General features: G+C 50.4%; 23 protein-coding genes. 17 read left to right on the forward strand and 6 right to left on the reverse strand.

Features of this window, described 5'->3' with window-relative positions; genetic code table 11:
- Window positions 1–35 precede the first annotated feature (35 nt).
- The 7 genes from AC2TF6_RS13275 to AC2TF6_RS13305 all read left to right on the forward strand — a co-directional run bounded on the left by AC2TF6_RS13275 (window position 36) and on the right by AC2TF6_RS13305 (window position 7,874).
- The gene (locus tag AC2TF6_RS13275) at window positions 36–215 is read left to right on the forward strand and encodes a DUF6138 family protein (protein ID WP_491311416.1); all 180 of its coding nucleotides are present in this window, start codon (window positions 36–38) and stop codon (window positions 213–215) included.
- A gap of 89 nt (window positions 216–304) precedes the next feature.
- Entirely contained in the window at window positions 305–1,288 is a 984-nt protein-coding gene (locus tag AC2TF6_RS13280; RefSeq protein WP_491311417.1) for a helix-turn-helix transcriptional regulator, read from the forward strand.
- Window positions 1,289–1,481: 193 nt separating this feature from the next.
- Window positions 1,482–2,444, forward strand: a complete 963-nt coding sequence (locus AC2TF6_RS13285; RefSeq protein WP_491311418.1) for an ABC transporter substrate-binding protein — start codon at window positions 1,482–1,484, stop codon at window positions 2,442–2,444.
- A gap of 41 nt (window positions 2,445–2,485) precedes the next feature.
- Window positions 2,486–4,318 (forward strand): ABC transporter ATP-binding protein, encoded by a 1,833-nt coding sequence (locus AC2TF6_RS13290; RefSeq protein ID WP_491311419.1) that lies wholly within the window; start codon window positions 2,486–2,488, stop codon window positions 4,316–4,318.
- Window positions 4,287–6,023: an ABC transporter ATP-binding protein gene (locus AC2TF6_RS13295; protein WP_491311420.1), complete on the forward strand. Its 1,737-nt coding sequence runs from the start codon at window positions 4,287–4,289 to the stop codon at window positions 6,021–6,023. Before AC2TF6_RS13290 ends, AC2TF6_RS13295 begins: the two co-directional genes overlap by 32 nt.
- Window positions 6,024–6,101: 78 nt before the next feature.
- Complete coding sequence (locus AC2TF6_RS13300; RefSeq protein ID WP_491311421.1) at window positions 6,102–6,530, forward strand: hypothetical protein; 429 nt, start codon at window positions 6,102–6,104, stop codon at window positions 6,528–6,530.
- A 315-nt stretch (window positions 6,531–6,845) separates the two neighbouring features.
- On the forward strand, window positions 6,846–7,874 hold the full coding sequence (locus AC2TF6_RS13305) for a lytic polysaccharide monooxygenase (RefSeq protein ID WP_491311422.1): 1,029 nt from the start codon (window positions 6,846–6,848) through the stop codon (window positions 7,872–7,874).
- Between the two features lie 155 nt (window positions 7,875–8,029).
- Here the strand turns inward: AC2TF6_RS13305 and AC2TF6_RS13310 are convergent, their stop codons facing one another.
- On the reverse strand, window positions 8,030–8,935 hold the full coding sequence (locus tag AC2TF6_RS13310; RefSeq protein WP_491311423.1) for a hypothetical protein: 906 nt from the start codon (window positions 8,933–8,935) through the stop codon (window positions 8,030–8,032).
- Window positions 8,932–9,489, reverse strand: coding sequence for an RNA polymerase sigma factor (locus tag AC2TF6_RS13315; protein ID WP_491311424.1), 558 nt, complete (start codon window positions 9,487–9,489; stop codon window positions 8,932–8,934). The genes AC2TF6_RS13310 and AC2TF6_RS13315 overlap by 4 nt, the downstream gene beginning before the upstream one ends.
- Window positions 9,490–9,975: 486 nt before the next feature.
- Here AC2TF6_RS13315 and AC2TF6_RS13320 point away from each other — a divergent pair, with 486 nt between their 5' ends.
- Window positions 9,976–10,518, forward strand: a complete 543-nt coding sequence (locus AC2TF6_RS13320) for a TetR/AcrR family transcriptional regulator (protein WP_491311425.1) — start codon at window positions 9,976–9,978, stop codon at window positions 10,516–10,518.
- Between the two features lie 76 nt (window positions 10,519–10,594).
- Window positions 10,595–11,791, forward strand: a complete 1,197-nt coding sequence (locus AC2TF6_RS13325; RefSeq protein ID WP_491311426.1) for an MFS transporter — start codon at window positions 10,595–10,597, stop codon at window positions 11,789–11,791.
- An 18-nt stretch (window positions 11,792–11,809) separates the two neighbouring features.
- Here the strand turns inward: AC2TF6_RS13325 and AC2TF6_RS13330 are convergent, their stop codons facing one another.
- The 4 genes from AC2TF6_RS13330 to AC2TF6_RS13345 form a co-directional block, all read right to left on the reverse strand.
- Window positions 11,810–13,264 (reverse strand): alpha/beta hydrolase family protein, encoded by a 1,455-nt coding sequence (locus AC2TF6_RS13330; protein ID WP_491311427.1) that lies wholly within the window; start codon window positions 13,262–13,264, stop codon window positions 11,810–11,812.
- A gap of 93 nt (window positions 13,265–13,357) precedes the next feature.
- On the reverse strand, window positions 13,358–14,503 hold the full coding sequence (gene nagA / locus AC2TF6_RS13335; protein ID WP_491311428.1) for an N-acetylglucosamine-6-phosphate deacetylase: 1,146 nt from the start codon (window positions 14,501–14,503) through the stop codon (window positions 13,358–13,360).
- Window positions 14,493–15,287 carry a DeoR/GlpR family DNA-binding transcription regulator gene (locus AC2TF6_RS13340; protein ID WP_491311429.1) on the reverse strand — a complete coding sequence of 265 codons (795 nt, stop codon included), beginning with the start codon at window positions 15,285–15,287 and terminating at the stop codon, window positions 14,493–14,495. Before AC2TF6_RS13340 ends, nagA begins: the two co-directional genes overlap by 11 nt.
- 324 nt (window positions 15,288–15,611) lie before the next feature.
- Entirely contained in the window at window positions 15,612–16,655 is a 1,044-nt protein-coding gene (locus tag AC2TF6_RS13345) for a LacI family DNA-binding transcriptional regulator (RefSeq protein WP_491311430.1), read from the reverse strand.
- A 390-nt stretch (window positions 16,656–17,045) separates the two neighbouring features.
- On the opposite strand from AC2TF6_RS13345, the gene AC2TF6_RS13350 reads away from it, so the two are divergent.
- From AC2TF6_RS13350 to AC2TF6_RS13385, 8 genes are all read left to right on the forward strand, one after another.
- Window positions 17,046–18,182: an ABC transporter substrate-binding protein gene (locus AC2TF6_RS13350; protein ID WP_491311431.1), complete on the forward strand. Its 1,137-nt coding sequence runs from the start codon at window positions 17,046–17,048 to the stop codon at window positions 18,180–18,182.
- 16 nt (window positions 18,183–18,198) lie between these two features.
- Complete coding sequence (locus tag AC2TF6_RS13355) at window positions 18,199–19,134, forward strand: carbohydrate ABC transporter permease (protein ID WP_491311432.1); 936 nt, start codon at window positions 18,199–18,201, stop codon at window positions 19,132–19,134.
- 15 nt (window positions 19,135–19,149) lie between these two features.
- Window positions 19,150–19,974 carry a carbohydrate ABC transporter permease gene (locus tag AC2TF6_RS13360; protein ID WP_491311433.1) on the forward strand — a complete coding sequence of 275 codons (825 nt, stop codon included), beginning with the start codon at window positions 19,150–19,152 and terminating at the stop codon, window positions 19,972–19,974.
- 23 nt (window positions 19,975–19,997) lie between these two features.
- Window positions 19,998–21,299 (forward strand): alpha-galactosidase, encoded by a 1,302-nt coding sequence (melA, locus tag AC2TF6_RS13365; RefSeq protein WP_491311434.1) that lies wholly within the window; start codon window positions 19,998–20,000, stop codon window positions 21,297–21,299.
- Window positions 21,299–22,255, forward strand: coding sequence for a carbohydrate kinase family protein (locus AC2TF6_RS13370; protein ID WP_491311435.1), 957 nt, complete (start codon window positions 21,299–21,301; stop codon window positions 22,253–22,255). Before melA ends, AC2TF6_RS13370 begins: the two co-directional genes overlap by 1 nt.
- Window positions 22,256–22,359: 104 nt before the next feature.
- Window positions 22,360–23,901 (forward strand): right-handed parallel beta-helix repeat-containing protein, encoded by a 1,542-nt coding sequence (locus tag AC2TF6_RS13375; RefSeq protein ID WP_491311436.1) that lies wholly within the window; start codon window positions 22,360–22,362, stop codon window positions 23,899–23,901.
- 222 nt (window positions 23,902–24,123) lie between these two features.
- Complete coding sequence (yfmT, locus tag AC2TF6_RS13380; RefSeq protein ID WP_491311437.1) at window positions 24,124–25,578, forward strand: benzaldehyde dehydrogenase; 1,455 nt, start codon at window positions 24,124–24,126, stop codon at window positions 25,576–25,578.
- Window positions 25,579–25,600: 22 nt separating this feature from the next.
- Window positions 25,601–26,470 (forward strand): methyl-accepting chemotaxis protein, encoded by an 870-nt coding sequence (locus AC2TF6_RS13385; protein WP_491311438.1) that lies wholly within the window; start codon window positions 25,601–25,603, stop codon window positions 26,468–26,470.
- Window positions 26,471–26,529 lie beyond the last annotated feature (59 nt).

Raw genomic sequence — 26,529 nt, forward strand, 5'->3', positions numbered from 1 at the left:
AACACCAGTCCGTTCAGAACCAATTCACAGCCGCTTTGCGGCATGGCGTTAACGCGGAGACAATTCCTACGCTCGTGAAATGCATGCTGCACAGCACGGATTCGATGAAGCTGAAGATCAAAGCGGATATGGAAGACGACGTTAAAGAAGCCGCCAAATGGGCGGCTTTTTCTGATTTTATGCTAGAACTTGTTCTTCCAAACCATGAACCCTAGAATGAACTCCTTGACAATGATAATGATTATCAATATCATTGTCATTAAAGCATCCAGGGATTAGAAAAATTCGGAATGGTGGGAAAAGTATGACTGAATCTGTTCATGACAACGTGAATCAGTTTTTTGATCAAATGGATTTTTTCTATCGTTCTTTGAACCGGACGGAGAATATGGAGAGAAGCGATTCGACAGGTGAAGGTTTTGCTTTGCGCATCGTACCGAGACCAGAACTGATTATTGTTCTCACCAATTGTACGTTATATAAGAACAAACAAGTTAATTTCCGGTTCGATATTCCGATGGTCGAACTGTCGATCTGTCTGGAAGGGGAGGGAGTTGGACAAGTTAACGGCCTTGAGATTCCACTATGTCCGAATACGGTTAATCTCGGTCTTATGGGACATGGGGCCGGAGAATTTTGTTTTGCCGGCGGCCGCTCTCTCGTAACGGCAAGTATTTATATTCCGGTATCGTCTTTCAATCATTATCTTGAAAACATCGCTCAGGGCAAAACGGCCGATTTCCATCGTCTGCTCGGCTCCAGATCTTTCCATCAGTACAGACAAGCGATAACTCCCGCCATGCTCCAGCTCGTCCAGCAGCTTATTCATATGCCGTTCTCCCAGGCAGTCCGCAACATTCATATGGAATGTAAAGTTCTTGAAATGCTATCTTTATCGTTTCAGCAGCTGCTGTTTGAAAACGAACCCGGTCCTTCCGCGTTTTCCATGACTCGAAGCGAGCTGGAGAAGATTCGCCGTGCGAGGGAAATTTTGCTGGAACGGATGGAGTGTCCGCCGTCTTTGCTGGAGCTGTCCCGGATTGCCGGGTTAAACGATTTTAAATTGAAAGCCGGATTCAAGAAAGTTTACGGTACGACCGTATTCGGATATTTGCGCGAGCAAAGACTGGAAAAAGCGAAACAATTGCTTCAGAGCGGCCGGTTTCGGGTGGGGGAGGCTGCGGCTTACGTCGGATATACGAATTCCAGTTATTTTGCCGATGCTTTCCGCAAGCACTATGGGGTTAATCCGGGAGAATTCATGAGGAGTTCCTCGACTGTTTTTTGATCGCTACGTTCATTCATTTAAGAGACGCCGGATGCCTGCATCCGGTGTTTTTTTTGTTAGATTCGCCCGATAAAAAAATCCGTCTTACCGCTTTAAAATCCGTATGGAGGCGGCAAGGAAGAAAGAATTGGTATAGGATGTTGATTGATCGAGAGTGAAAATCATTATCAACAAAGAGAGAGGGTTAGCACACATGATACGCAGCCGTATAACGTTACCTTTTTGGGCAGCAGCCCTGTTTATTCTTCTTCTGACGGGATGTTCCCATGCAGAGAAAACCGCTTCCCAGGAAGCGGGTAGTCCGTCAAGCGGACCCGCAGCACAAACGACTGGTGAAAAGGGGGCTTTCCCGCGTACGATCCAACATGCGAAAGGTTCGCTTGTGATCGATAAGAAGCCGGAGAAAGTAGCTACCCCATACATTGTTTATTTGGACTACTTGACCGTACTCGGCGAGCCGCCGCACGCTTCGCAGGGGATGGATATGATCGGCAGTTTCCCTAATTTGAAAAAACGGCTCGAAGGCAAGCAGGTAATGGATCTTGGCCGGGAACCGAGTATGGAAAAGCTGCTGGCCGCATCCCCCGATTTGATCATCTCGGAAGATGAAAACAAATTTACTGAATACAACAAAATCGCCCCGACTGTCATTATACCGCACAGCGAGGACTGGAAGGCGCAGCTTCGGATCATCGCTAAAGTCATCGGAGCCGAAGAGAAGGCGGAAAGCGTCATTGCCGATTATGAGAAAAAGGCGGCCGAATACAAAGAAAAGCTGGCGTCAAAACGCGGAGAGACGGTCTTGGCCGCCATGTTCAGCGGAAAAGAGTTCACTTCTTTCAACAGGAGCCGGATGCAGGTTTTCTATGAGGATCTGGCATTAACACCGGTCGAGGCGTTTAAGCAGGGGGGGAATTTTAATCTGGAAGGACTGGCGGAAGCGGATCCGGATTATTTGTTCATTGTAAATAACTATGTCCAACCCGTTGCCGGCGGTGTGATGGCCGCGATGAAGGACAACCCGATCTGGAACCGGCTAAAAGCGGTGAAGAACAACCATGTATTTGTCCTGGACGACAGTTCGGTTATCGGGCCGATGCCGCTCGGAAAAATCGTGGCGATCGACGAGATTATGAAAGCCATGAGCGGACAGTAAATCGGGATAAATCCACTGTTAATAGAATAGGAGCGAACCTTATGAGCAACAAGTCTGGCGTGGCCCGGCTGCTGCAGATCGCGGGAGAGAAGCGAGGTCTTCTCACAGCGTCCGGCATATTGTCCGCGCTTAGCGCGATTGGCCAACTGATTCCCTACATATCGGTTTATTTTATCCTGAAAGAACTGCTTGCTCATGCGGCCCATCCTGCTGAAGCGGACGGCTCGTTCATGGTCCGTTGGGGAATCATTGCCCTCCTGGGGCTAATCGGGAGTCTTGTTCTGATGTACGCGGGAGGATTGTTATCCCATATCGCCGCCTTCCGGATTTTGTACGGCCTGCGAATCAAGCTCTCTTCCCACATCGGAAAGCTGCCTTTAGGCTGGTTGAACGGCACGTCTACCGGAGCGGTCAAGAAGACACTGGAGCAGAATGTGGAGAAAATTGAAACATTCGTCGCCCATCAGCTGCCGGATCTCATTCACGTCGCGGTGTCTACGCTTCTCATGATTACCGTTATGTTTTACTTGAACGTATGGCTGGCATTTGCCTGCATCGTGCCGATTCTGCTCGGCTTCGGCGTACAAATCGTTTTGATGACAGGACCGGAGACGAAGAAAAACGTTAAAAAATACCACGACGCTCTGGAGAGATTAAACAGCTCGGCGATTCAATATGTGCGCGGAATGCCTGCCGTGAAGGTGTTTGGGCAGACGGTGCATTCTTTCCGCAAGTTTTATGCCGATATGATTTACTATCGTGATTACTGCGTGAAATACACCGACCAGTTTCAGAACGGTTTTCTGATTTTTAAAGTGATTCTGGTTTCGTTTGCGGCCTTCGTGCTGCCGGTCGGCGTATTTCTGCTCAGCCGCGATCCGGGCAACGTCGCCTTCGCTTCCGTGCTGCTGTTTTTTCTTGTCATGGCGCCGGGTGTATCGGCTCCGATGTTTAAGATTATGTATTTGATGTCAACCCTGCGTGATATCGACGAAGGGGTAGAACGTATCGACCGTCTATTGGCGGAAAAACCGATCCCGGAACCCGAACGCCCGGTTAAACCGGATCAATATGACGTCACCTTCGATAAGGTGAGCTTCTCGTACGAGGCGAAAGCCGGAAGCGGCGAAGCGCTCTCGAATATTTCGTTCACTGCCGCACAAGGGCAGGTTACAGCGTTGGTCGGCCCGTCCGGAGCGGGCAAATCTACCGTAGCGAACCTGGTTCCCCGCTTCTGGGACGTTAATCAGGGCGCTATCCGTATCGGCGGTGTCGACGTGCGGGATATGTCTGTTACGGACTTAATGGATACGGTCGCTTTTGTATTTCAAGAGACATTTCTTTTTTACGATACGGTGTATAACAATATCGCGGTAGGTCGGCCGGGCGCCGCTGCGGAAGACGTGTATGCGGCCGCAAGAGCGGCACAGTGCCATGAGTTTATCGGCAGGCTCCCCCAGGGTTACGAGACTCGGATCGGCGAAGGCGGCGTTTACTTGTCCGGTGGCGAGGAACAGCGGATTGCCGTAGCGCGTTCTATCTTGAAAAACGCGCCCGTTCTCGTACTGGACGAAGCTACCGCATTCGCGGACCCGGAGAACGAAAATGAGATGCAGCTTGCCCTCAAAGAGTTAATCCGGGGGAAGACGGTTCTTGTTATTGCCCACCGGCTCCATGTGATCCGCGATGCGGATCAGATACTTGTTCTGAGCGGCGGCAGACTTACCGAACAAGGTAAGCACGACGAGCTGGTTGCCGCAGGCGGCCTCTACGCCAGAATGTGGCATACCTACACGGATTCGGGGAAATGGCATATCGGCATGAAGAAGGAGGCGACAGACGATGGATTTACTGCGCAACATCACGGCAGGTAACCCCCGCGCATTGATCAAGCCGGTGTTTTATACGACGCTGGCCAATCTGATCGGAATTATTCCGTTCGCCCTGCTGGTGGAAGCGGCGCGGCTCATTTTCGAACCGTTTGCGTCACCCGGGGCCGCTCTTCAAGCAGAGCGGCTGTGGTGGGTATGCGGAGGCATGGCCGCCTCTCTGGTCCTTATGTATGTCAGCGAAGTTCCGGCATACCGTTCCCAATTCCGTCATGCATACAGCGCCGCGGCGGAAGGGCGGACGCGCTTGGCCGAGCATTTGCGCAAGCTGCCGCTCGGTTTTCTGAACAAACGGGATCCCGGAGATCTCGCAAACATGATGATGGGCGATTTTACTATGGTCGAGCATGGTATTTCTCATCTTGTTCCGCAAATGATCGGCGCGCTTGTCATGCCGGTTCTCGCTATTGCGGGATTGTCATTTCTGGACTGGCGTATGGCGCTTGCCTTATTCGCCGCGTTTCCGCTGGCTGTCGCGCTCGTGATGCTGACTTCCGGAATTCAGCATAAGCTTGGCGCCAACCATATGCGCGCCAAAATCGATGCCGCCAACCGTCTGCAGGAGTATCTGAACGGCATCCGTGTCATCAAAGCCTTTAACGTGACGGGGGAGAGCTTTACAAGGCTGACCCTATCGTTCAGGGAGCTGATGCGGCAAAGCATCCGGATTGAAGGGCTGCTCGGGCCGATCGTCCTGAGTGCGATTGCCTGTATCCGCGCCGGCCTTACCTTCATGATCATGGTCGGCGTTCATCTTCTGCTTGGAGGCAGCCTGGATCTGGTCGTGTTCGTTTCTTTTCTCATCGTCGGCACCCGGATTTACGATCCGCTAACCGCGGCGCTTGTAAATTATGCGGAATTCCGATATCACGAACAAGCGGGTGAACGCATTGTACGGCTTCTTCAGGAGCCGGTTATGCCGGGTAAAGGCCAGCCTCCGGCGGCTTATGATATCGAACTGGAGCAGGTCACATTCGGTTATAACCGGCAAACGGTGCTCAGTGAAGTGAATCTGTTCATCCCAGCCGGTACGTTTACGGCACTTGTCGGTCCTTCGGGCAGCGGCAAAAGCACGATGTTGCGTCTGATCGCGCGTTTCTATGATCCTGTCGGGGGAAAAATTCTTCTGGGCGGCGAAAATATCCGGGATATGGAGCCCGAAGCGCTGCTGAGCAAAGTATCCATGGTCTTTCAGGATGTGTATCTGTTCCAGGATACGATCGCGGGCAACATCCGCTTCGGACGCAATAACGCCACGATGGAAGAGATCGAGGAAGCGGCGCGCCAGGCTTGCTGCCACGATTTCATCATGAAACTTCCGAACGGTTACGACACCCTTGTCGGAGAAGGAGGAAGTACGCTCTCCGGAGGCGAGAAGCAGCGGATTTCCATTGCCCGAGCGCTTCTCAAGGATGCACCTATCGTCTTGCTTGACGAAGCTACGGCGTCACTGGACCCGGAGAACGAGGCCGTCATTCAGCAGGCGATCGACCGGCTTGTACAGGGCAAAACCGTCATCGTCATTGCGCATCGCCTGAAAACAGTGCGAAGTGCGGACAATATCGTCGTGCTGGATAACGGCAGCATCGTCGAACAGGGCAGCCATTCCAACCTTCTGGCCGCGAAAGGGTTGTACGCCCTATTGTGGGATATCCAGCAACAAACAGATACTTGGAAAATGATTGAATAAAACAGTATACTTTAATTTAATGAACGGTTGAGAACTTACTTTGGAACGAGGTTCAAGGCAGAGAAGGGGGTGCTGAACATGACGGAGGAGGTTCTGGGTTCGCCTATCGGCGATCTGCGGATTAACGAGAGTGACCACGGCGAAGTGTTCGCCCAAGGCCTCTATGCGGTTTCAGTAAATCCAGTATTCTTCTCCATCAAGCTGCCCGCACGCGATCGCTTGGATGAAGTCGATTTCGAGTTTATCCGTGCGAGGATCGCCGGGGTGAAGATTTATACCGATGCGGCGAGAGACTTCTTGGTCGCCAAGCTGGGCCTTAATCCCGCAACGGAGGACGAAGCGCCGCTGATTGGCGGACCGGAATTCACATTCTGGGGCGGCATGCACTGGTCGATCTTGTTCTCCGAGGGGAGTCTGCCTATCCTGCAGCCTTATGGCGTGATAGTGAACTTCCACGATGAGCGCATAACCGGGTTCGACGATCTTTCCGATGCCGAGGAGACCTGACTTGAGAGGAAGTGAAGGCGGTGGAAGCTTCGGCTGGAAGCCTCCGCCACAGAACGCTGGACCCTGAACGGCATCGCGTATTTCAAGAAGGTGTAATATTCTCACAGAAAAGGAGACATTCCGTTACAGGAACTCCTTTTTTTGTTAGAAAATTATTGTGATAGGCTCCGATTCGGCTTATAATATGGAAGATATACCCATGAGTAGTCTGTTTCTACTAAGGGTTGCCGCTAGACTTTAAGGGAGGTGATGTTGTTTAAAACAACGAAATGTAAGCGCTTTTGGCGCTGAAAACCCAAATCTGAGGAGGAATGAATGATGAATTTGGCTTTACCGAACCACGCATGGCTGCACAAACTGGTTGCCGCATGCGGAATGCTGCTGATGCTCGCTTTACTGATGGTTTTGTTTCCCGAAACCGGCTCGGCTCACGGGTATTTGGATGTTCCCGCGAGCCGCGGGCTTTTATGCAAGAACAACGTGAACACGGATTGTGGAGGAGCCTCTTACGAGCCGCAAAGCGCCGAAGCGGGCAAAGGCTTTCCTAACGGAGGTCCCGGCGACGGTCACATTGCGAGTGCCGGTAACACCTTCCCCAAACTTGACGAGCAAACCTCGACACGTTGGAGCAAAGTTCCTATGAAGGCGGGCCCACAGGCTTTCAAATGGCAGCTGAACGCCGCACACGCTACAACGACCTTTAAATATTTCATCACCAAGCCGGGCTGGAATCCGAACGCCCCTCTGACGAGAGCTTCCTTTGACTTGACGCCTTTCTGCCAAGTGGATCTGAACGGTGCAAGCCCTACCAACTATTACACCACGAATTGTAACGTTCCCGAAAGAACCGGTTATCATGTCATCCTGGCTATTTGGGAAGTATCCGGTGCGCCTACCGCTTACGTCAATGTAGCGGATGTAGATTTCGGCGGAGGCAGCGCACTTCCCGCTCCGACGAATCTGGCTTCCACAGCCGTAACGGACAACAGCGTTTCCTTGAGCTGGGCATCGGTAGCGGGAGCGGCTAGTTATCAAGTATACCGCGATAACGTTGCGGTAGGCACGACAACTTCGACCTCCTACACGAACACGGGCTTGTCGAGTGGCACTTCCTACAGCTTTACCGTGACCGCTATCGACTCCTTGGGCAAAGCATCTGCATCCTCTTCCGTAGTGACGGTCAAAACGACGGGCGGTAGCACAACGACGTATCCGGCCTGGAGTGCGACTACCGTTTATGTAGGCGGAAACAAGGTATCCTACAACGGTGTCAACTATGAGGCCAAATGGTGGACACAAGGCGAAACACCGACCGGCACCAACGTGTGGAAGGTCATTCCTTAACGTTAGCGCGCAGCAAGCCCTGGAGGCGGAAACCTCCAGGGCTTTTTTTGCATGGATATGGAATTCGGAGCGAAGCGCTTGCCGACTGTCAAGAATGTATCCTTTAGGAATCGCGTGAGGAATGGATAAACAGGGCTGGTTTCAGGTTCACAAGCTTAGTAGAGCGGGAGCGCGTCTTGTTTCAGGTTTTTAAAGGTATCGCCGGATTGTTCCAAGAAACGATCGGGCAATTGATAGTACGCATCTCCCATCGACACGATTTTTAACTCCGGGATGATATACATGGCCATGCTAGTCCCGTCCTTAAGGTTAAACTTCAGTTGATACGATTTCCCTTGGGATTGCGCCTCCGCGATGCCCTCGAAATCCCGGTTGGTTAAATCCGCCGTTTTGGCCGTGTAAAGGCCTTCGATGATGGATTTCACAGAAGCAGAGTCCGTCATTTTCTTCAGCACGTCATTCCCCGCATGATTCAGAATATGGATGTCCCGCACATGTTCCTTAAGATTAGACATATCCAGATAATCCTTGGCAGTTATCGCGGAGTCGTTTACCTTCGCGACGATTTCCGCCAGGTAGAAGTTCTGTTCATATTGAACCGCAATCCGGAAATGAGACGGGTATGCCGGGATCTCGTACAGTTCCCCCCCGACGGCGAAAGTTGCGGCATAGTCCTTTTCCGCATCGCTGCCTTCGATATTCTTCCCGGTCTCGCGGCTCATATCTACTACTAATGTTCCGAGCGATTTTACCGGCTCAGTTCCCGTGAACTTAAACGGTGCGCCATCGTCGACGAACGCATAACGATAGCCGTTGTACGTTAGAAATTTCCGGATTCCGGTCGGAGACGCGGACGGTGCCTGCTGCAAAATTTGCGGGGAGGCAGACTGGGGAATAGGGGGGGACTCATACAGCGCCAGCCCCGAAACCAGTGCGACACAGGCAGCGACCGATCCCCATAGCGCATAGGTTCTTTTATTCGTGCGTCTCGCCGTATGAGCCTTTTCGATAAGTTGGCCGTCTATGTACCCTATCGTTCTAAAGAGATCCTTATTATTCATACTGCATAACCCTCTTTCTTAAGGTGTATTTGGAGTTTTTTTCGTGTCCGGAACAGAACCGACTTGGCTTTGCTTTCACTTATCGAAAATCGCGACGCGATATCTGTCATAGAATCGGAGTACCAATATCGTCTCAAGAAAATATTTCGATGATCTTCATTTAGGGTCTTCAAAAACTGGCTGATAGCTTCAGCCATTTGTTCTTCTTCATACCGGCTTTCGACGTTATCGGAAGAGGATAAGCAATCGTTCAGTTCATCGAGTATCGTCTCAAATTCCTTGCTGCGTTTTTTGGCCGTGTGATAATCGTATTTATCCAAAGCGATATTCCGGGTGATTCTCCCAAGAAAAGACGAAAGCTTTGCGGGTGACTTCGGCGGTATCGCTTTCCACGCTCCAAGAAAGGTATCGTTCACGCATTCTTCCGCATCTTCCGCGTTGGACAGAATATTATGGGCGATCCGAACACAATAATTTTTATATTTTTTGGCTGTTTCTTCTATGGCTCTTTCATTGCGCGCAAAATACAGCTGTATGATTTCTTTGTCTTCCACTCCATCACTTCCGTTCGGTTTGTTTAAGGCCCTCACTTATAAAGTAGGAAAAGAGGCGCTCCGGTTGCGGAATTGATTTCCGAACGGGTGCAAAAGGCCAAATCACCCGATTTCTTGCTCAAAGTCGTCTCGTCTAACCATCCTATTCGGGGGACACTTTAAGATAAAGAAGGCAGCTTTTAATTTCAAGTGGAAGATATGTACAATAAAGGGGGAAGTGGAAAAGGGGCCGTGAAACCAATTTGCAAGACCTAAATTAACGGCGGCGACCTTGCTGTTAGTAACCATCCTGAGGGGGGAGTCCTGCCGGAAGTTGGCTCCCTGCAGCTGGTCCGGATTCAAAGTTACTGCGCTGACGGGCAGATTACGGCCCCCGACCGGTTCCCGACAAAAATACTGGACCGATCATTCCCGAAATGATATGCTGTATCTACAGATAGGGAGGGGATAACCATCGGACGTTCAAAAGAATTTGACAAGGAGAACGTGCTTCATAAGGCAATGCTGGTTTTTTGGGAGAAAGGTTACGAAGCGGCAAGCATACCGGATTTATTAAAAGCAATGGAATTAAGCAGGTCAAGCTTGTACGAAACCTTTACGGACAAAGAGACGCTTTATGTGGAAGCAGTACGACTTTATAAAAAAACAGGCCAAAAGAAAAGAAACCTCTTGGCAAACGCGCCGTCTGCGAGAGATGGAATCCGGCACTATTTTGATCGGCATATCGCTTTCGCATTTGATGATCACTTGCCAAAAGGATGCTTAGTTACAAACGCAACGATCGGTTTGGATTCGCCGGATGAACATGTGCGGAAATTGATACGGGACAGTTTTGAGGAATTGGAGCGGTCCTTTTATGAACTTTTAAGTCGAGGACAGCAGTCGGGAGAAATCGACTCCTCGAAAGATATTAAGGCTCTATCATTCCTATTGCTAAACCTCAATCATAGTATCAATGTCGTATCCAAGGTGAAAACCGACAAAAAAACTTTTTATGACATGATGAATACTGTAATTGAGATGTTATAAAAACTTATTTTTTTAATGATATCGGAACGATCGTTCCGGTAATGACGACTTACTCATTCAGTAAAGGAGCCTGATGATGAATTCAATCGAAAATTCAAACATCGAAAAACCTGTTTCGCCTCGGATCATTCTCATTCTTGCGGCCGCGTGCGGCTTAATCGCCGCAAATCTTTATTATGCGCAACCTTTGGTGGGACCCATTAGTTCGGCACTCGGATTATCTTCCGGGGCAGCGGGCTTGATTGTAACACTTGCTCAAATCGGTTACGTCATCGGATTGTTATTTATCGTGCCATTGGGAGATATACTGGAAAACCGAAAACTTGTTCTAACGTTATTGTTCCTCACGGCTATCGTTTTGGCGGCTGCAGCAGCAGTCAAAAGCACTGGCCTGTTTCTCACCGCATCCATGTTTATTGGAATGGGATCGGTCGCGGCCCAGGCACTAGTGCCGTACGCGGCTCATCTTTCGCCGGATGCTACCCGCGGCCGCAATGTGGGGAATGTGATGAGCGGTTTGTTGCTCGGTATCATGCTTGCCCGTCCCATTTCAAGTATGGTGGCGGAGTTTATGGGATGGAGAGCTGTCTACTGCTTATCCGCCGCAGCGATTTTTGTGTTGGCGCTTGTGCTGGCAATGGTGCTGCCGGCAAGGCAGCCGTTGACCACCGCTCGATACTCCACACTGCTGGGTTCCATGCTGCATTTGCTCAAAACGACACCGGTCCTGCAGCGCAGAGCTTTCTATCACGCTTGTGTGTTCGGTACTTTCAGTTTGTTCTGGACTACGGTTCCTTTAATGTTGACCGGCCCGACGTTCCATTTCTCCCAAAAAGGAGTTGCGTTGTTCGCTTTGGTTGGGGTATCCGGGGCGTTGGCAGCGCCTGTCGCGGGCCGGCTTGCGGATCGGGGCTGGATTCGTCCTGCCACAGGCGCCGCGTTAGCTTTAGTTATCCTTTCCGTGAGTCTTCCCTTTGTTATTCAAGGCGGTTCGACATCCGCATTATTAACCTTGGTTGTGGCGGCTATTCTTTTGGATATGGGAGTTTCGGCAAATTTGGTCCTTGGGCAGCGTGTTATTTTCTCCTTAGGAGCCGAGTTTCGAAGCCGACTTAACGGCTTATATATGGCTATTTTTTTTGCTGGCGGTGCTCTAGGTTCAGCGACGGGAGGATGGGCATACGCCATGGGCGGCTGGAAAGCGGCGTTTTGGGTTGGGATAGCTTTACCGGTTCTTGCGTTGATTTATTATGCGACAGAAAAAAAGGAATAACCAATCCAGGCCCGCATTTTATTCCGCCGCGAGAGTAGCTTTTTGAAATTCAACTTCCGGGTATCGGGGATGGGGGCCATCGTCAAGCCGTTGACCGCCATTCTTTTTCAAATGTTTGGTAAAGAAATCAAGTACATAAGAATTGACAATGTCAGCCCCTCTGTAACCGTTAATGCTCCCGGTCATACCGGTATATTTTAACATCGGCGTATAGAACTGCAGGTCGGTAAAATTGAAATGGTCCGTTCCCCGTATATGAATGACCTGCCCGTTATGGGCGCCGATACCGTCCATCATCCGTTGCTCCTTCACCAGTTGTGCCCGGATACTGCCTGGAACCTCATTGTTCTTTATCGCCGCGGAAAGCATGGATCTTTTGTCGGAGTTAAGGAACATGAACGGCTTCGGCATCTGCCCTTTATTCTCCAGGTCATAAAGCGTTCCATCCATATCAATCCCGGCTTTGATCTTATCGCTCAAATAGGTGGCGTTAAAAGCAGCGCCGCCCCCGAACGAATGCCCCATGATACCTGCATGGTTTACATCCATCATGCCCTTCAAGCTGGATTTTGGGTCTTGATTCAACTGTTCCATTTCCGAAAGGACGAACTGAATATCTGCTGCCCACACGGCTCCGACCTGCTTGGCATATGTGTAAAAATCATCTGCCGGCGTCTTTGTCGCGAACCCGGTTATCCGCCCGTCCGGGAAAAGGGTAGCCGCTGTGCTGTAGGTATGGTCGATAGCAGCTACTATAAACCCGTGACTGGCCAAGTTCTCTGCCTGAGAGACATGCAGCACGCTGCCGGTACCCATACCATGACTAATCAGCACCAAGGGATAAGGCGCGGAAGCGGGGAGAAGTTCAGCATTGAGATGGGAATAGCCGCGCGTATATTTCCAGTAATCGAGCATGAATGCGGGGATCTTGAACACTCCTGAGAAGTTTTGCTTGTATGTTTTGAACTGCGCCGGATCTTCTGGAAATAGCAGTTCCCCTTTTCCGGATTGAGGTTTTGCAGGATACCAAACTCTAACCATAAGCTCGCGGTCATTTTTCGGAAGATTAGGATAGCTCTCTTGTCGCGTGAAATCCGTAAAGTGAAAGATTTGGGTTCCCACCGCCGCTTCTCCTCCTGGCTTTGGCAAAACCAATATCGGCATCGCCTGTGCCAAGAAAACAGAAAAACTCAGCAGCACGGCGACTATAGAATAGCCGATGTATCGTGTTTTTTTCCGGGGTTTAACGAATTTCGGATTTCGATAAATCCTTATGGCAACCAGAATGAACAGGATAACCGCAGCGAAGTAGGAGGGGACCAATTGCCAGCGGTACCCTTCCTGAATCAGATGAACGCTCAGTGCGCAGACAGCCGCAAGGCCTGCACCCAGGCCGATTTTTCGATTCCTCATGAAAAGCAGTACCGCCAGAACCAGATTGGAGCCAATAAGTAGGATTTCAAACAAACGCATAACAATCTCTCCCCGTTTTTCATCTTTTTTCCTTCTCTATTGTAAAAATCCAAGGTTAAAGATGAGGGGGGAGCGAGTTTAAATGTTGGTTAATTAGACGAAAGAACCTTTAATCATTGTCCATTGTACTTGAAATTGTTCGTCTAACAAGACAAGATCGGCATCAAAACCCGCGGAAATCTTACCTTTAGCAGCAAGTCCTAGCAGCCGTGCAGGTGAACTTGATGCCATTTTAACCGCGTCCGTTAAAGAAATGCCGGTATCTACGGTTAGACGAAGTGCCTCATTCATCGTAACCGTACTGGAAGCTAAAGTCCCGTCCTCAAGGCGTGCTACACCTTCGGAAACCGTAACGGGATGGCCGCCGAACATATATTTCCCATCACCCAGCCCCATGGCTTGCAAAGCATCTGTGATAAGTACCATGCCATCCGGTCCTTTGAGACGATGCATCATTCGAATGATCGCGGGATGCAAATGAATGCCGTCTACAATCGCTTGGAGGCTTACATGTTCTTGTTCAAACGCGGCTACAACCAGACCGGGATCCCGATGATGAATCGGACGCATGCCGTTGAAACAATGCGTAACATGACTGGCTCCTGCTTCAAAGGCCTGCGTGGCCTCCTCGTATGTGGCATCCGAATGCGCGACGGCGATAATTACGCCCCTTTCCTTCAGAAAAGAGATGAGTTCCATCCCGCCGGGTAATTCGGGAGCTATTGTAACCATCTTGATCAGCCCGTCCGCTTCATCAAAGATTTCTTTCATTTCAGTAAGATCCGGATGTCGTAAAAATCGTTCATTTTGCATCCCTTTACGCTTCGGATTCAGGTAAGGACCTTCTAGATGAAGCCCGGCAATTTTGGCCCCGGCTTCATGCCCTGCGACACGTTTCACACTACGAATCATGGCTATTAATTCTTCAATCGTTGAGCTGACGGAGGTGGCCAGAAACGAGGTACAGCCCGTTGCTGCACAAGCCCGCGAAACCTCCTGAATACTCGTCTCGCATCCATCCATCATATCGAAACCGTTGGCGCCGTGAATATGGACATCGATCATGCCCGGGATTAACAAGTGACCTTGACCGTCCATAAATTCATAGTCGCCCTCCGGAAGAGCAGATAGGGCACTTTCTATCCGTTCAATAATTCCGTCTCGTATCCAAAGTGTGGCAGACATACCGGAGTTATCTTCTTGAACCACGTTTACATTGTGCAAAATTTTAAGACTCATCTTTATATTCCTCCTCGTATTTGTCTTTCTCCTCACATTGGATAAGCGTTATATTTTTAGTATGAAGTACTTCTCTAATAGCGAAAGGCACTTCTTGATCGGTAATCAAAATATCTACAAAATCAAAATCTAACCGATAAACCGACTTGCTTGTAAACTTCGTAGAATCTGCCACAACAATGACCTGATCCGATCTGCGGGCCATCTCCTTTTTAACCGAAACATCCTCTTCGTACGGAAAGTAAAGCCCATCGGCTCGTATAGCCGTAGCTCCGATAAATGCCTTATCGGCTCTTAATTCCCTTAGCTTCTCGATGACGGAAGGTCCGTATAACAACCGGTTTTTGGCATGTAAATAGCCACCGAGCACATAAACTTGCAGATCTTCCCGGCCGGACAGAATCCCCACAATGTCTATGGAGTGCGTGACCGCCGTAATATGTTTAGCTGAAATTTGTTCGGCTGCGGACTGTACCGTAGTGGATACGTCCAAAATGACGGTTTCGTGATCTTGAACTAGTTTAGCCGCTAACTTCCCGATTTTTCTTTTACTGTCTGTTTCGTCAATTAAACGTTCCTGATAAGTGGCTATTTCTTTCTGCAATTGAGGGAGAGCGACACCTCCGTGTGTACGAATAACGACCCCTTCTTGCACTAATTTAACAATATCTCTTCGGGCCGTATCCCTAGATACATTTAGAAGCGAACAAATATCCATCACACTCATCGCGTGGTGTTTATTAATATAGTCGAGTATTTTCAGTAATCGTTCTTCTTGATACATCATTTTCACCTCTTGTAAGTAAATTTATCATAAATTTTAAGTATTTCAAGTTAATTTTTAAGTAGATGCAAGTATTTTGTTGATTTACCTAAATCAATCGACCTATACAGGCTGAAATAAGGTTGGGCAGCTATCACGAGGACGAATCAAGGCCGGGATGAAGAATAGCAAAATGAAAATTAAAAAAACAAGCCATCCTTCGCTTTAGTCCAGGATGGCTTGTTTTTTGTGAATAAACGGATCGGCCCTTAAGACAAGGGTTCTCACCGATCGGGAAAAACAAAGACCTTGCGGAGGAGCAAGACTTTTGCCGGACAGCCGTAATTAGCGAGCTGCGTTGTTCTCGTCTTGAAGCTTCTGCAAACGGCGGTCGCTTGACTGGCGAAATAAAGGTTGAAACGGCAGCAAAATCTTGACGGGCAGAGGATACGGCGTCTGCATTTCCTGAAGGAGCGTTCTTGCGGCGACACTTCCGATTTCAAAAGTAGGAATATGAATAGTGGAGAGAGGAGGAACCGTGTAACGGGAAGGCTCGTTGTCGTCAAAACCGATAATGGCGAAATCTTGCGGAATTTGATAGCCCTTCTCGGAAATGGCGCGCATAGCCGCCATCGCCATAATATCGCTGGCTGCAAAAACCGCGGTAGGCAGGCGGCCGCTATGCTCGTCGATGTAATTCAGGACGAGACGGTAAGCCTGATCCGGTTCCCACTCGGCGTTAAGCACGTACTGGGGCTTAACCGACAAACCGGCTTGCTCCAGTGCCAGCTTGTAACCCCGGTAGCGCTTCTCCCTCTGGAATTCTCCGGACAAGCCAGTGCCCCCGATAAACAGGATGTCCTTGTGGCCTTGATCCGTTAAATGTTTGACGGCTGTACGAGCCGCTTCGACCCGATCATAGGAGATGGTAGGAATGTCCGGATCGGACACGTCGATTCCGACGATATGCTCCACATGCTTGCGGATATAGTCATACAATTGTTTCTCGATGCCTTCAATAATGATTAGGCCTCCGATTTGATCCTTGTGGATGACTTGCTGCAAAATTTCAGGTTTTTGCAAATCTTCTTGCGTATAAGTGAACGCAATCTGATAGCCGTGAAGAGATAATTCTTTCTCGATTCCCTCGAAAATAACGGAAAAGTAGGGATGGTAGCGCCGTCCCTGCATCGTGGAAACGATACAGCCAATTTTCTTCACCGGCTCATGTGCGGGAAGCTTGACCGTGTAGCCCAGTTCTTGGGCAGCGTCCCAAATCTTCCGGCGTGTTTTGCTATGGGAGGCGCGGCTGGTATCGTCGGCCAGAACGCGGGAAACCGTAGAGATAGAGACGCCGACCCGGTCCGCTATATCTTTTAGTGTGGGCATGCTATGACCTGCCTTCATTTCATCTAAGATTGAACGAACAAAAATTCTTACTCTCTATGTTAAGGAAAATAAAAACGGAGGTCAACTGAAAATTAGAACAAACAAAATGCAAATTATGATCAATAAAATGAAATTAAATTGCAAAATAATTATTGACGTTCCATTTTTGTGGAGGTATTATTTTTATATGGACGTAGGAAATTCTAGGTAAAATAAAAAGAAAGGGGTTACAAATTGAAAAATGTCCGCTTTTTTTCATTAATTTCTCTATTATTTGCATTAATTATCGTTTCATCTTGCACGAATGATAAAGAAAAGACGGCTGACAATTCTGCAAATCCGGACGGAAAAGTAAAACTCGTTTTTTGGAGCCATCAGGAAGATGCCTTTATGAATGCGTATAAAAACTTGATTGCCGCTTATCAGACGGCGCATCCGGAAGTAGAGATCGACTATCAATCCTTTCCTTACGATGTTTACCCTCAGAAGTTAAAAGCTTCTTTCATTGCCAAAAATCCTCCGGACATCGCCGAGATGTTCGGCACCTGGGTTCCCGTCTACTCCGCGAACGGTCTGCTGGCGGAAATACCGGACGGCGAACGGCTCCGGGACGGCTACTACAAAGCCCCGCTAGGGGGATACGCATGGAACGGCAAGCTTTACGGACTTCCCCTCGAATTCAATATCGAGAACGGGGGCATGCTGATCCATCCGCAAATGTTGAAAGAGAGGGGGATCGCCCGGCCTCCTTCTACGTGGGAAGAGCTTGTGGAGAGCGCCCGTAAGCTGACGGTCCGGGACGGGAAGGGCATTAAGGTGAAAGGGTTTGATTTTGTGTCCAGCGACAATATCACCTTCACGTTCTTGTCCATGATTTTGCAGCAAAACGGGAAGTATTGGGGCGAAAACGATCATGTGAACTTTCGGACGCCGGAGGCGAAAAAAGCGATGGAAGCTCTAATCTCGCTTATCAAAGACGATAAAGTCGCGGATCTCACGACGTTCGGCAGCGAGCTTGACACCTCCGACTATTTCTTTCAGGGAAGTTCGGCGATGACGTATCGCGGACCCTGGTCCATAGCCGCCGGTTTGAATACATACAAGGCAGACGACTTCGAGTATGTGCCAGTGCCGTCTTTCACGGCGAATCCGCCCTTATACGCGGCCGAATCCGGATGGGGACTGGTAGCCGCACAAAAAAGCAAACAGCGGAAAGCCGCCGTCGATTTCATCGAATTCGTTTCTTCCAATGAGAATCTGCTGCAATGGAATCTGAGCACGTTTACGGTCCCCGCCAAAAGAGATGTGGCCGAAAATCCGGAATTTCTCAAGGCCAATCCGTTTATGAAAACTTCGCTGGATATTTTGACGCTGGGAGAGTGGATCGGACCGATTACGGACCGGGATTATTTCTTCAAAGCGATCAGCGATCATTTTCAATTAATGGCAAGCGGACAGGAAACCGTGGAAGCCGGTCTGAGCAGCATGGAGAAATCGATAAACGACAATCAGGATCAACACAAATGATCGGAGTGATCGGAGTATGAATCTTGAACCGGCAGCAGGCAGAACCCAAAAGATTCCCCCGGCAGCCCAGTACAAAGGCCGAAAGAGCGGGCGCGCGTTCATTTACTTGTCGCTGATTCCGATCCTGCTGTTATTCGGCGCATTCGCTTTTCTGCCGATCGGCTGGAGTCTCGGGCTGTCACTTTTCAAATATAATCCCCTCAGTTCCAACACGATTTTCGTCGGTACGGCGAACTACGTGCGGATGCTGGGAGATTCGGTTTTTCTGAAATCGCTCTGGGTGACAGTAAAATTCGTAGTCGTTGCCGTTGCGGTGAATATTGCCGTCACACTGCTGATTGCGGTGGCCATTCAGCGGCTGCGGGCAGGATGGCTGCGCAATTTAATGCGCACGGTGTTTTTTCTGCCGACGATCGCACCGCTTGCCGGAACGGCTATCGTGTGGAGCACGATGTTCAATTATAATCACGGCTTGTTTAACATGCTGCTTGAGAAGCTGCATATGGCGCCCGTCCAATGGCTGAGCGACCCGCATTATGCGCTGTATTCCGTCATTATCATGACGTTGTGGGCGGACGTCGGCTACAATATCGTCCTGTTCATCGCCGGAATCGATTCCATTCCCGGGCTGTATTACGAAGCTGCTCTCCTGGACGGAGCGAACCGCTGGCATTCATTCCGATATCTGACGCTTCCGCTTCTGCGGAGAACGATGCTGTTCGTATCCGTGACTACGGTCGTCTCCTATTTTCAGGCCTTCGCCCAATTTCAGATCATGACTAAGGGAGAACCGTTTAACGAAACGAGAGTGATTGCCCTGCACATTTATGAGATGGCTTTCTCCAACTCCAACATGGGCTATGCGTCGGCGATGGCGACTGTTTTCTTGATGATCATTCTGGCCGTGACCGTCCTGCAGCTTAAATGGGGCCGCACGGATTGGGAACATTGAAGGAGGCTTGAATAGATGCAACGCAGAAACAGATGGCTGGACGGAGCGATTCTGATGGTACTGGCGGCTGCCGGTTGTGCAATGCTGCTGCCTTATCTCTGGATGGTGCTGTCTTCGCTGAAAAGCAATATGGAAATTGTCTCCGGATCGCACACCTTGTTCCCGCAAGAGGCAAGCCTGGAGGGCTATCGCACAGTGCTTATGGACGCGCCCTTTGTAAGATGGCTGCTAAACAGCACGGTGACATCTGTCATCATTACGGCAGCGACTCTTTTTACGAGCGCGCTGGCCGGTTATATTTTCGCCAAACACGAGTTTAGAGGAAAAAAGATCTTGTTCCTGCTCATTCTGGCCACGATGATGATCCCGTTTCAGGTCGTCATGATCCCGACTTATTTGATCACGGCCAAACTCGGTCTCGTCAACCATTTGCTGGCGATTATTTTACCGAATCTGGTCAGCTCGTACGGTGTTTTTCTCGCCAAGCAATTTATCGAGGACATCCCGCAGGATTTGCTTGATGCCGCCAGAATAGACGGTGCGGGGGAGCTGCGGTTGATGGTCCGGATTATCGCCCCGCTTATTTTTCCCATGCTGTCGGCGCTCGGCATCTTTACCTTCATGAATTCATGGAACAATTATTTGTGGCCGCTCATCGTATTGGACGACACCCGGAAAATGACGGTGCCGCTGGCTCTCGTTTATTTTAACGGAACGCATACCGTCAATTATAACGTCGTCATGTCGGCGGCCGTTCTTATAACGGTTCCGGTGATCATCGTATTTCTCATTTTCCAGAAACAGTTTATTAAAGGCTTGACGATGACCGGCATGAAATAGACCTTAATAAGGAGAGAACAACCATGACCAAAATTTCAATTATCGGCGCGGGAAGCGCATTTACGCAGGAAATAGCGACAGATATTTTGCTGATCGAAGGTCTAGAGGGAGGAACCCTCGCACTCGTGGATATCGACGGGGAACGGCTGGAGATTGCCCGCAAGCTGGTGGCCCGGATTATAGAGCAGACGGGGAAGAAATGGAACGTAATCGCGTCTACCGACCGCAGGGAAGTAATCGGCGGATCCCGGTTCGTCATTAATCAGATTGAAGTGGGAGGGCTGCAGACCGTCCGCTACGAATACGAAATTCCGTTGAAATACGGTGTGAATCAGTGTATCGGCGATACGCTCGGGCCCGGGGGGCTGTTTAAGACGCTGCGGACGCTTCCCACCTGGATGGACATCGTACGGGATATCGAGGATTTGTGCCCGGATGCGACGATTCTCAATTATACAAACCCGATGTCGGCCGTCACGCTGCTTACGTCCCGCATCACGACGCTTCCCGTTGTGGGCCTGTGCCACTCTATTCAGAACACGTCCAGGCAGTTGTCCAAATATGCCGGTGTGCCTTACGAACAGATGCAGTGGAAAGCGGGAGGCATCAACCATATGTCCTGGTTTGTCCAACTGACCCATGAAGGACAAGATTTGTACCCGCTGCTTCGTGAGAAAATTCAGGACCCCGAACTGCTGAAAAAAGATCCGGTGCGCTTCGACGCGATGAAATATTTGGGGGCGTTCGTATCGGAATCGAGCGGACATTTCTCGGAGTACATCCCTTATTACCGCAAACGCCAGTCGTTAATCGACCGGCACTGCAGCTCGGGATACAACGGGGCGACCGGCTATTACGCGGACAACTGGCCGATATGGCGCAAAGAAAACGACGAGAAAATCATCGAGCAGCTCGAAGGAAAAAGGCCGCTTGAGCTTGAGCCGAGCAACGAATATGCGGCCATCATTATCGAAGGAATGCTCAAAAACGAGCCGAAAGTCATCTACGGCAACGTGCCCAATAACGGCCTGATTAAAAATCTGCCCGCCGGCGGTATCGTGGAAGTGGCCTGCATGATCGACCGCAACGGCATTCATCCTTGTTATTTCGGCAGCTTGCCGGAGCATCTCGCCGCTTTGTGCCGCTCCAATATGGCCTTTTTCGAACTGGCCGTAGACGCTGTGCTCCACAAGGATAAAGAGATGGCCCGCCACGCCCTGATGGTGGACCCCTTGTCCGCAGCCGTATGCTCGCTCGAAGAAATCGGCGAGATGTTCGAGGAGCTGTACGTAGCGGAGCGGGACTTCGTACCGGTGCTGAAATGATGCATACCGCAAGCACGAGAAAACCGGTCGTTGTCGTCGCCGGCGAGCTGAATGCGGATATGATCGTATCCGGCAGGGATGTAATACCGGAGTGGAACCGGGAGAAAATCATCGACGGATTCCAAACCGTGCTCGGTTCCTCTTCCGCGATTACCGCTTGCGCGCTGGCCAGTCTGGGGGTTGACGTAAGGTTCGTGGGAGTTGCCGGCCAGGATGATCTTGGCGGCTACTGCATCGGCGAGCTTCAGCGGATGGGTGTTAACACCGATGGAGTGACAGTATTGCCGGATGTTAAGACCGGTGTCACCTTGTCGTTCACGACTCCATCCGACCGGGGTCTCTTGACTTATCCGGGCAGTATTCCGATGTTAGTACCCGCATATATTCCGGAAAATATTCTGCGCGAAGCGGACCATCTGCATTTCGGTTCCTACTATTTGCAGGACGGCATGAGGCCACACTGGAAAAAGCTTTTCAGAGAGGCTCGGACCAGGGGGACGCGTACTTCATTCGATGCGGGATGGGACGTGCGCAACGAATGGGATTCCGAGGGCATCCGTTCCCTGCTGGAGGAAACGGACTTGTTTATGCCGAGCGAGGAAGAGGCGCTGCATATTTTCGCAGCGGACCGGATCGCAGATATTCGCGAGAAACTCGGAAGCGCAGCGGGGCGGGTGGCCGTCAAGCAAGGGTCCAAGGGCGCGAGCCTTCTTGCTCCGGACGGGAGCGTCGCAACAGCCGGACCGTGCCGGGTATCTCCCCGGGATACGACAGGAGCCGGGGATTGTTTTAACGCCGGCATCATTTACGGTTCTCTCCACGGCTTGCAAGGGGAGGAGCTGCTGCAGTACGGCAACGCGTGCGGCGCACTGTCCACGCTTGGCGTCGGGGGAACGGGCAATCTGCCGACGACTGCGGCCGTCGGCAGGCTGCTCAAAGAGCAGTCAACCGCCTAAACCCGGCCAGGGAGGTGAGGCCCGCACATTCTCGCAGAGATATACGCGGTTTCGTTGAAGCGATTCAAAGTCCGACTATTAACCAAACAGGGAGATGATCATTCGTGCAATTCGGTAAAACGTTAATAACGGGATTAAGTTTGGCTGTGCTTGGTTTAGGACTGGGCATTGCTCAATCGCCGTCTGTATCGGCTTCAGGCACCGACTATTATGTGGCAGCGAACGGGAGCGATTCGAATCCGGGTACGTTAAGCACGCCGTGGAAGACGCTGCAGCATGCGGCGGATCAAGCGGGACCCGGCAGCACCGTGTATGTCCGGGGCGGCGTGTACAATGAGAAATTGAAGATCACGAAATCCGGCTCTGCGCAGCAAGGCCCCATCACGTTCGCGTCCTACAATTCGGAGGCCGCCGTCATCGACGGTACGGGACTTGCGGTCAGCGGAACGGAAGGGCTGATCGATCTCGCCGATGCCAGCTACGTCAACATTCAAGGATTTGAGGTCCGCAACTTCGCGACGGCCAAAAGCAATGTCATGCCGGTCGGCATCTACGTGCATGGTGCCGGAGGCTTCATCAACCTGTCCGGCAACAAAGTGCATGCTATCAAGAACACGGCCGCTCCGACCGGAACCGACCTTCTGGGAAGGGACGCCCACGGCATTGCCGTGTACGGGACGAAAGCTCCCCAGTCGATCCACGACCTTACGATTGACGGAAACGAGCTGTACAATCTCGTGCTCGGATCGAGCGAATCTTTGGTTCTCAACGGGAATGTCGACACGTTCGCCGTGACGAACAACACGATCCACGATAACGACAATATCGGCATCGATGTGATCGGTTTCGAGGGCAAAGCGCCGGATGTTTCGTATGACCAGGCCAGAAACGGAGTCATCCGCGGAAATCGCGTATACAACATTTCCTCCAATAACAACCCTTCTTACGGCAAAAAGCTTCCGAACAACAGCAATGCGGCAGGCGGCATTTATGTCGATGGCGGCAAAGACAACCTGATCGAGCGGAACTATAGCTACGGCAACGATATCGGCATCGAGATCGCTTCCGAACACGCGGGCAAAGCGACCAGCCGTATTACGGTCCGCAGTAATATGATCTACAATAACCGCTTGACCGGCCTGGCTATGGGAGGTTACGACAAGAAGCGGGGAGCGACGGTAAACTGCGTCATTGTGAACAATACATTCTATAAGAACGACAGCTTGGGAGACGGCAGCGGGCAGTTGTATGTCCAGTACGATACTCAGAACAATGTCATTAAAAATAATATTTTCGTAGCCGGTACCTCGGATGTTCTGATCTATAACGAATATACGAAGAATTCGGGGAACATTGTGGATTATAATTTGTACTTTGCGCCAGGGGGCAGTGCCAATGCGGCCTGGACATGGAAAAATGTGACGTATAACGGTTTCACCGCCTATAAAAAAGGCACGGGCAATGACGCCCACTCGCTGTTTGCCGATCCTTCATTCGTAAATGCGGCATCGAGCGATTTTCATCTGCGGCCAGGCTCTCCGGCAATTGACGCCGGATCGACCGAGCCGGACATTATCGGCTCGCTTGATATCGACGGAGATCCTCGTGTACGGGGTGCCGCAGTGAATATAGGGGCGGACGAATAAAACCTCCGCTGCCGAACCAAGCGCTTGCCGCATGAAGACAACCAGCCTTTCCTTTTAGAGGGAAGGCTGGTTTTGCGTGTCCATATAAACGAGCAATTAGCCCTAACGGATTCAATTGGGACGGTGTCCCGAACAAACATGTAAATCTCGAGAGGCTTAACAATTTTCGGCAGCTTGTCGATATATATATTGCTATTAATTAACAACCAAAGAGGGGATTATATGGACTTCCAACAGTTAGGCAAACAATTTATAGACGGCGAATGGAGAGACGGCAAGAGCGCTAAATCGCTGCCTGACATCAATCCGTATAATGATGCGGTTATCGCCACTTTTCAAATAGCCGATGTTGCAGACATAGATCACGCTTATCAAGCTGCCTACAAAGCGAAGCTGGAATGGGACAAGGTTAATCCTTACCGAAAACGCGATATTCTTGAGAATGCGGTTAAATACATAGAAGCACATGAGGAAGAAATTACATCCATTATTGTTCAAGAACTAGGTGGAACACGTCTGAAGGCTGCATTTGAGATCGGTCTTGTGAAAAATATGATTAAGGAAGCGGCCACGTTCCCGCTTAGAATGGAGGGCAAGATTTTGCCTTCCGTAGAGGACGGAAAGGAGAACCGGCTGTACCGGATCCCCGTCGGCGTGGTTGGGGTGATCAGTCCGTTTAATTTCCCCTTCTTCTTGTCTATGAAGTCGGTTGCTCCGGCGCTGGGTGCCGGCAATGGCGTGGTGCTGAAGCCGCATGAGGATTCACCGATTACGGGTGGAACTCTGATCGGCAAAATTTTCGAAGAAGCGGGTGTGCCGAAGGGCTTGTTGAATGTTGTGGTGACGGATATTAAGGAGATTGGCGATGCGTTCGTCGAGCATCCGATTCCGAGAGTCATTTCCTTCACGGGTTCGACTAAAGTGGGAAGTTATATCGGCCAACTGGCCGTCAAAAACTTCAAAAAGCCGCTGCTGGAGCTCGGCGGGAACAGCGCGTTCATTATCCTGGAGGATGCGGATATCGACTACGCGGTACAAGCGGCGACATTCAGCAGGTTTACGCATCAAGGCCAGATCTGTATGTCGGCCAACCGGATTCTTGTTCAGAAGACGATCTACCCGGATTTTGTGGATAAATTCAAGGAGAAGGTTTCAACACTCACAACAGGTGATCCAAGCGATCCGCAGACGATCATTGGACCTGTCATTAACAACCGTCAAGCCGAAACATTGGAGAAGCTGATCGCAAGCGGAATCGAGCAGGGCGCTGCTGCGCTGGTGCAGGGGAAGATTACCGGCAGAATGGTAGAGCCTACCGTCCTCGTAAATGTCAAACCGGATATGGATGTTGCTCAAAATGAGTTGTTCGGCCCGGTTGTGTGTATCATCCCGTTCGAAACCGAAGAGGACGCGATTGAGATTGCCAACGATACACGTTTCGGGCTCAGCGGAGCCATTCACACCTCCAATCTTGAGCGCGGAGTAGAAATGGCGAAGAAGATCCACACCGGGATGATCCATGTGAACGATGTCACAATTAACGACGAGCCGATTGTAGCTTTTGGCGGAGAGAAGCAGTCCGGCTTGGGCCGTCTGAACGGCGAATGGAGTCTCGATGAATTTACGACGCTGAAGTGGATTTCGGTTAATTACAGACAAAGGAAATTCCCGTATTAAGGGCTGGGGGAGAGAAGAGAACATGAGTAACGTGGCAGAAGCACAAACACAGCATGAATTGATCAAGGCCTTTGTAAAGGTAGCTCCACTGCTGTCCAGTCTGAATCACGACGACATCACAATTGGCATTTATGACACGGAGAAGCTGATCATCAACATTCCGGGCAAAACCTTTTCGCTGAATGTCAGTCCGGGGGACCCGCTAATGGAGGGGGATATCGTAACCAATGCGATCCGAAATAATACAGCTTTAACGGCAGTCGTTCCGAAAGAGCTGTTTGGTTTTCCGCTTGCCGCACGCGCCATCCCGCTGCTTGACGAGCAGGGAAGGGTTATCGGCGGCGTAGGCATGGGTACAAGCCTTGAGAAAGCGAATAGGCTTTTTGAAATGGCCGAAAGCTTTTCCGCAATTGTCGAACAAACAACGGCGTCCATTGGAGATATCAGTCAATCCGTTTCGAACCTTACCGGCCGTGTGACCGACGTTACCAACCAAATGAAGGACGTCAGCTCCAGTGCGCAGCAGATCGGCAAAATTTCCGCCGCAGTTAATGAGATTTCGGACCAGAGTAACATGTTGGGGCTTAATGCCGCCATTGAAGCGGCAAGAGCAGGGGAAGTGGGCAGAGGCTTCTCCGTTGTGGCCGACGAGATTCGGAAGCTGGCAACGAGCTCTAAAGAGAATGTAGAGCAGATTAATGGCATCACGAAAAATATTCAAGAACTTTTGCTGCGGTTAAATGATGCTTTTGCCGATATTTACACGCTTACCGATACCCAGTCAAAAGCGATCCGGGAATTCTCCGCAACGATTCAGGAGATCAGTACGAAAGCAGAGGATTTAGCACAAGTTGCTGAAGAAACCCTTTATTCAAGCGAAAGCAAGCAATAGGAAATTAACGATTTTCTCTTTTGAACGAATCAACAAAGAAGAAGTGCAGTTGTTATGTG

The sequence above is a fragment of the Paenibacillus sp. JNUCC 35 genome, assembly GCF_058269095.1.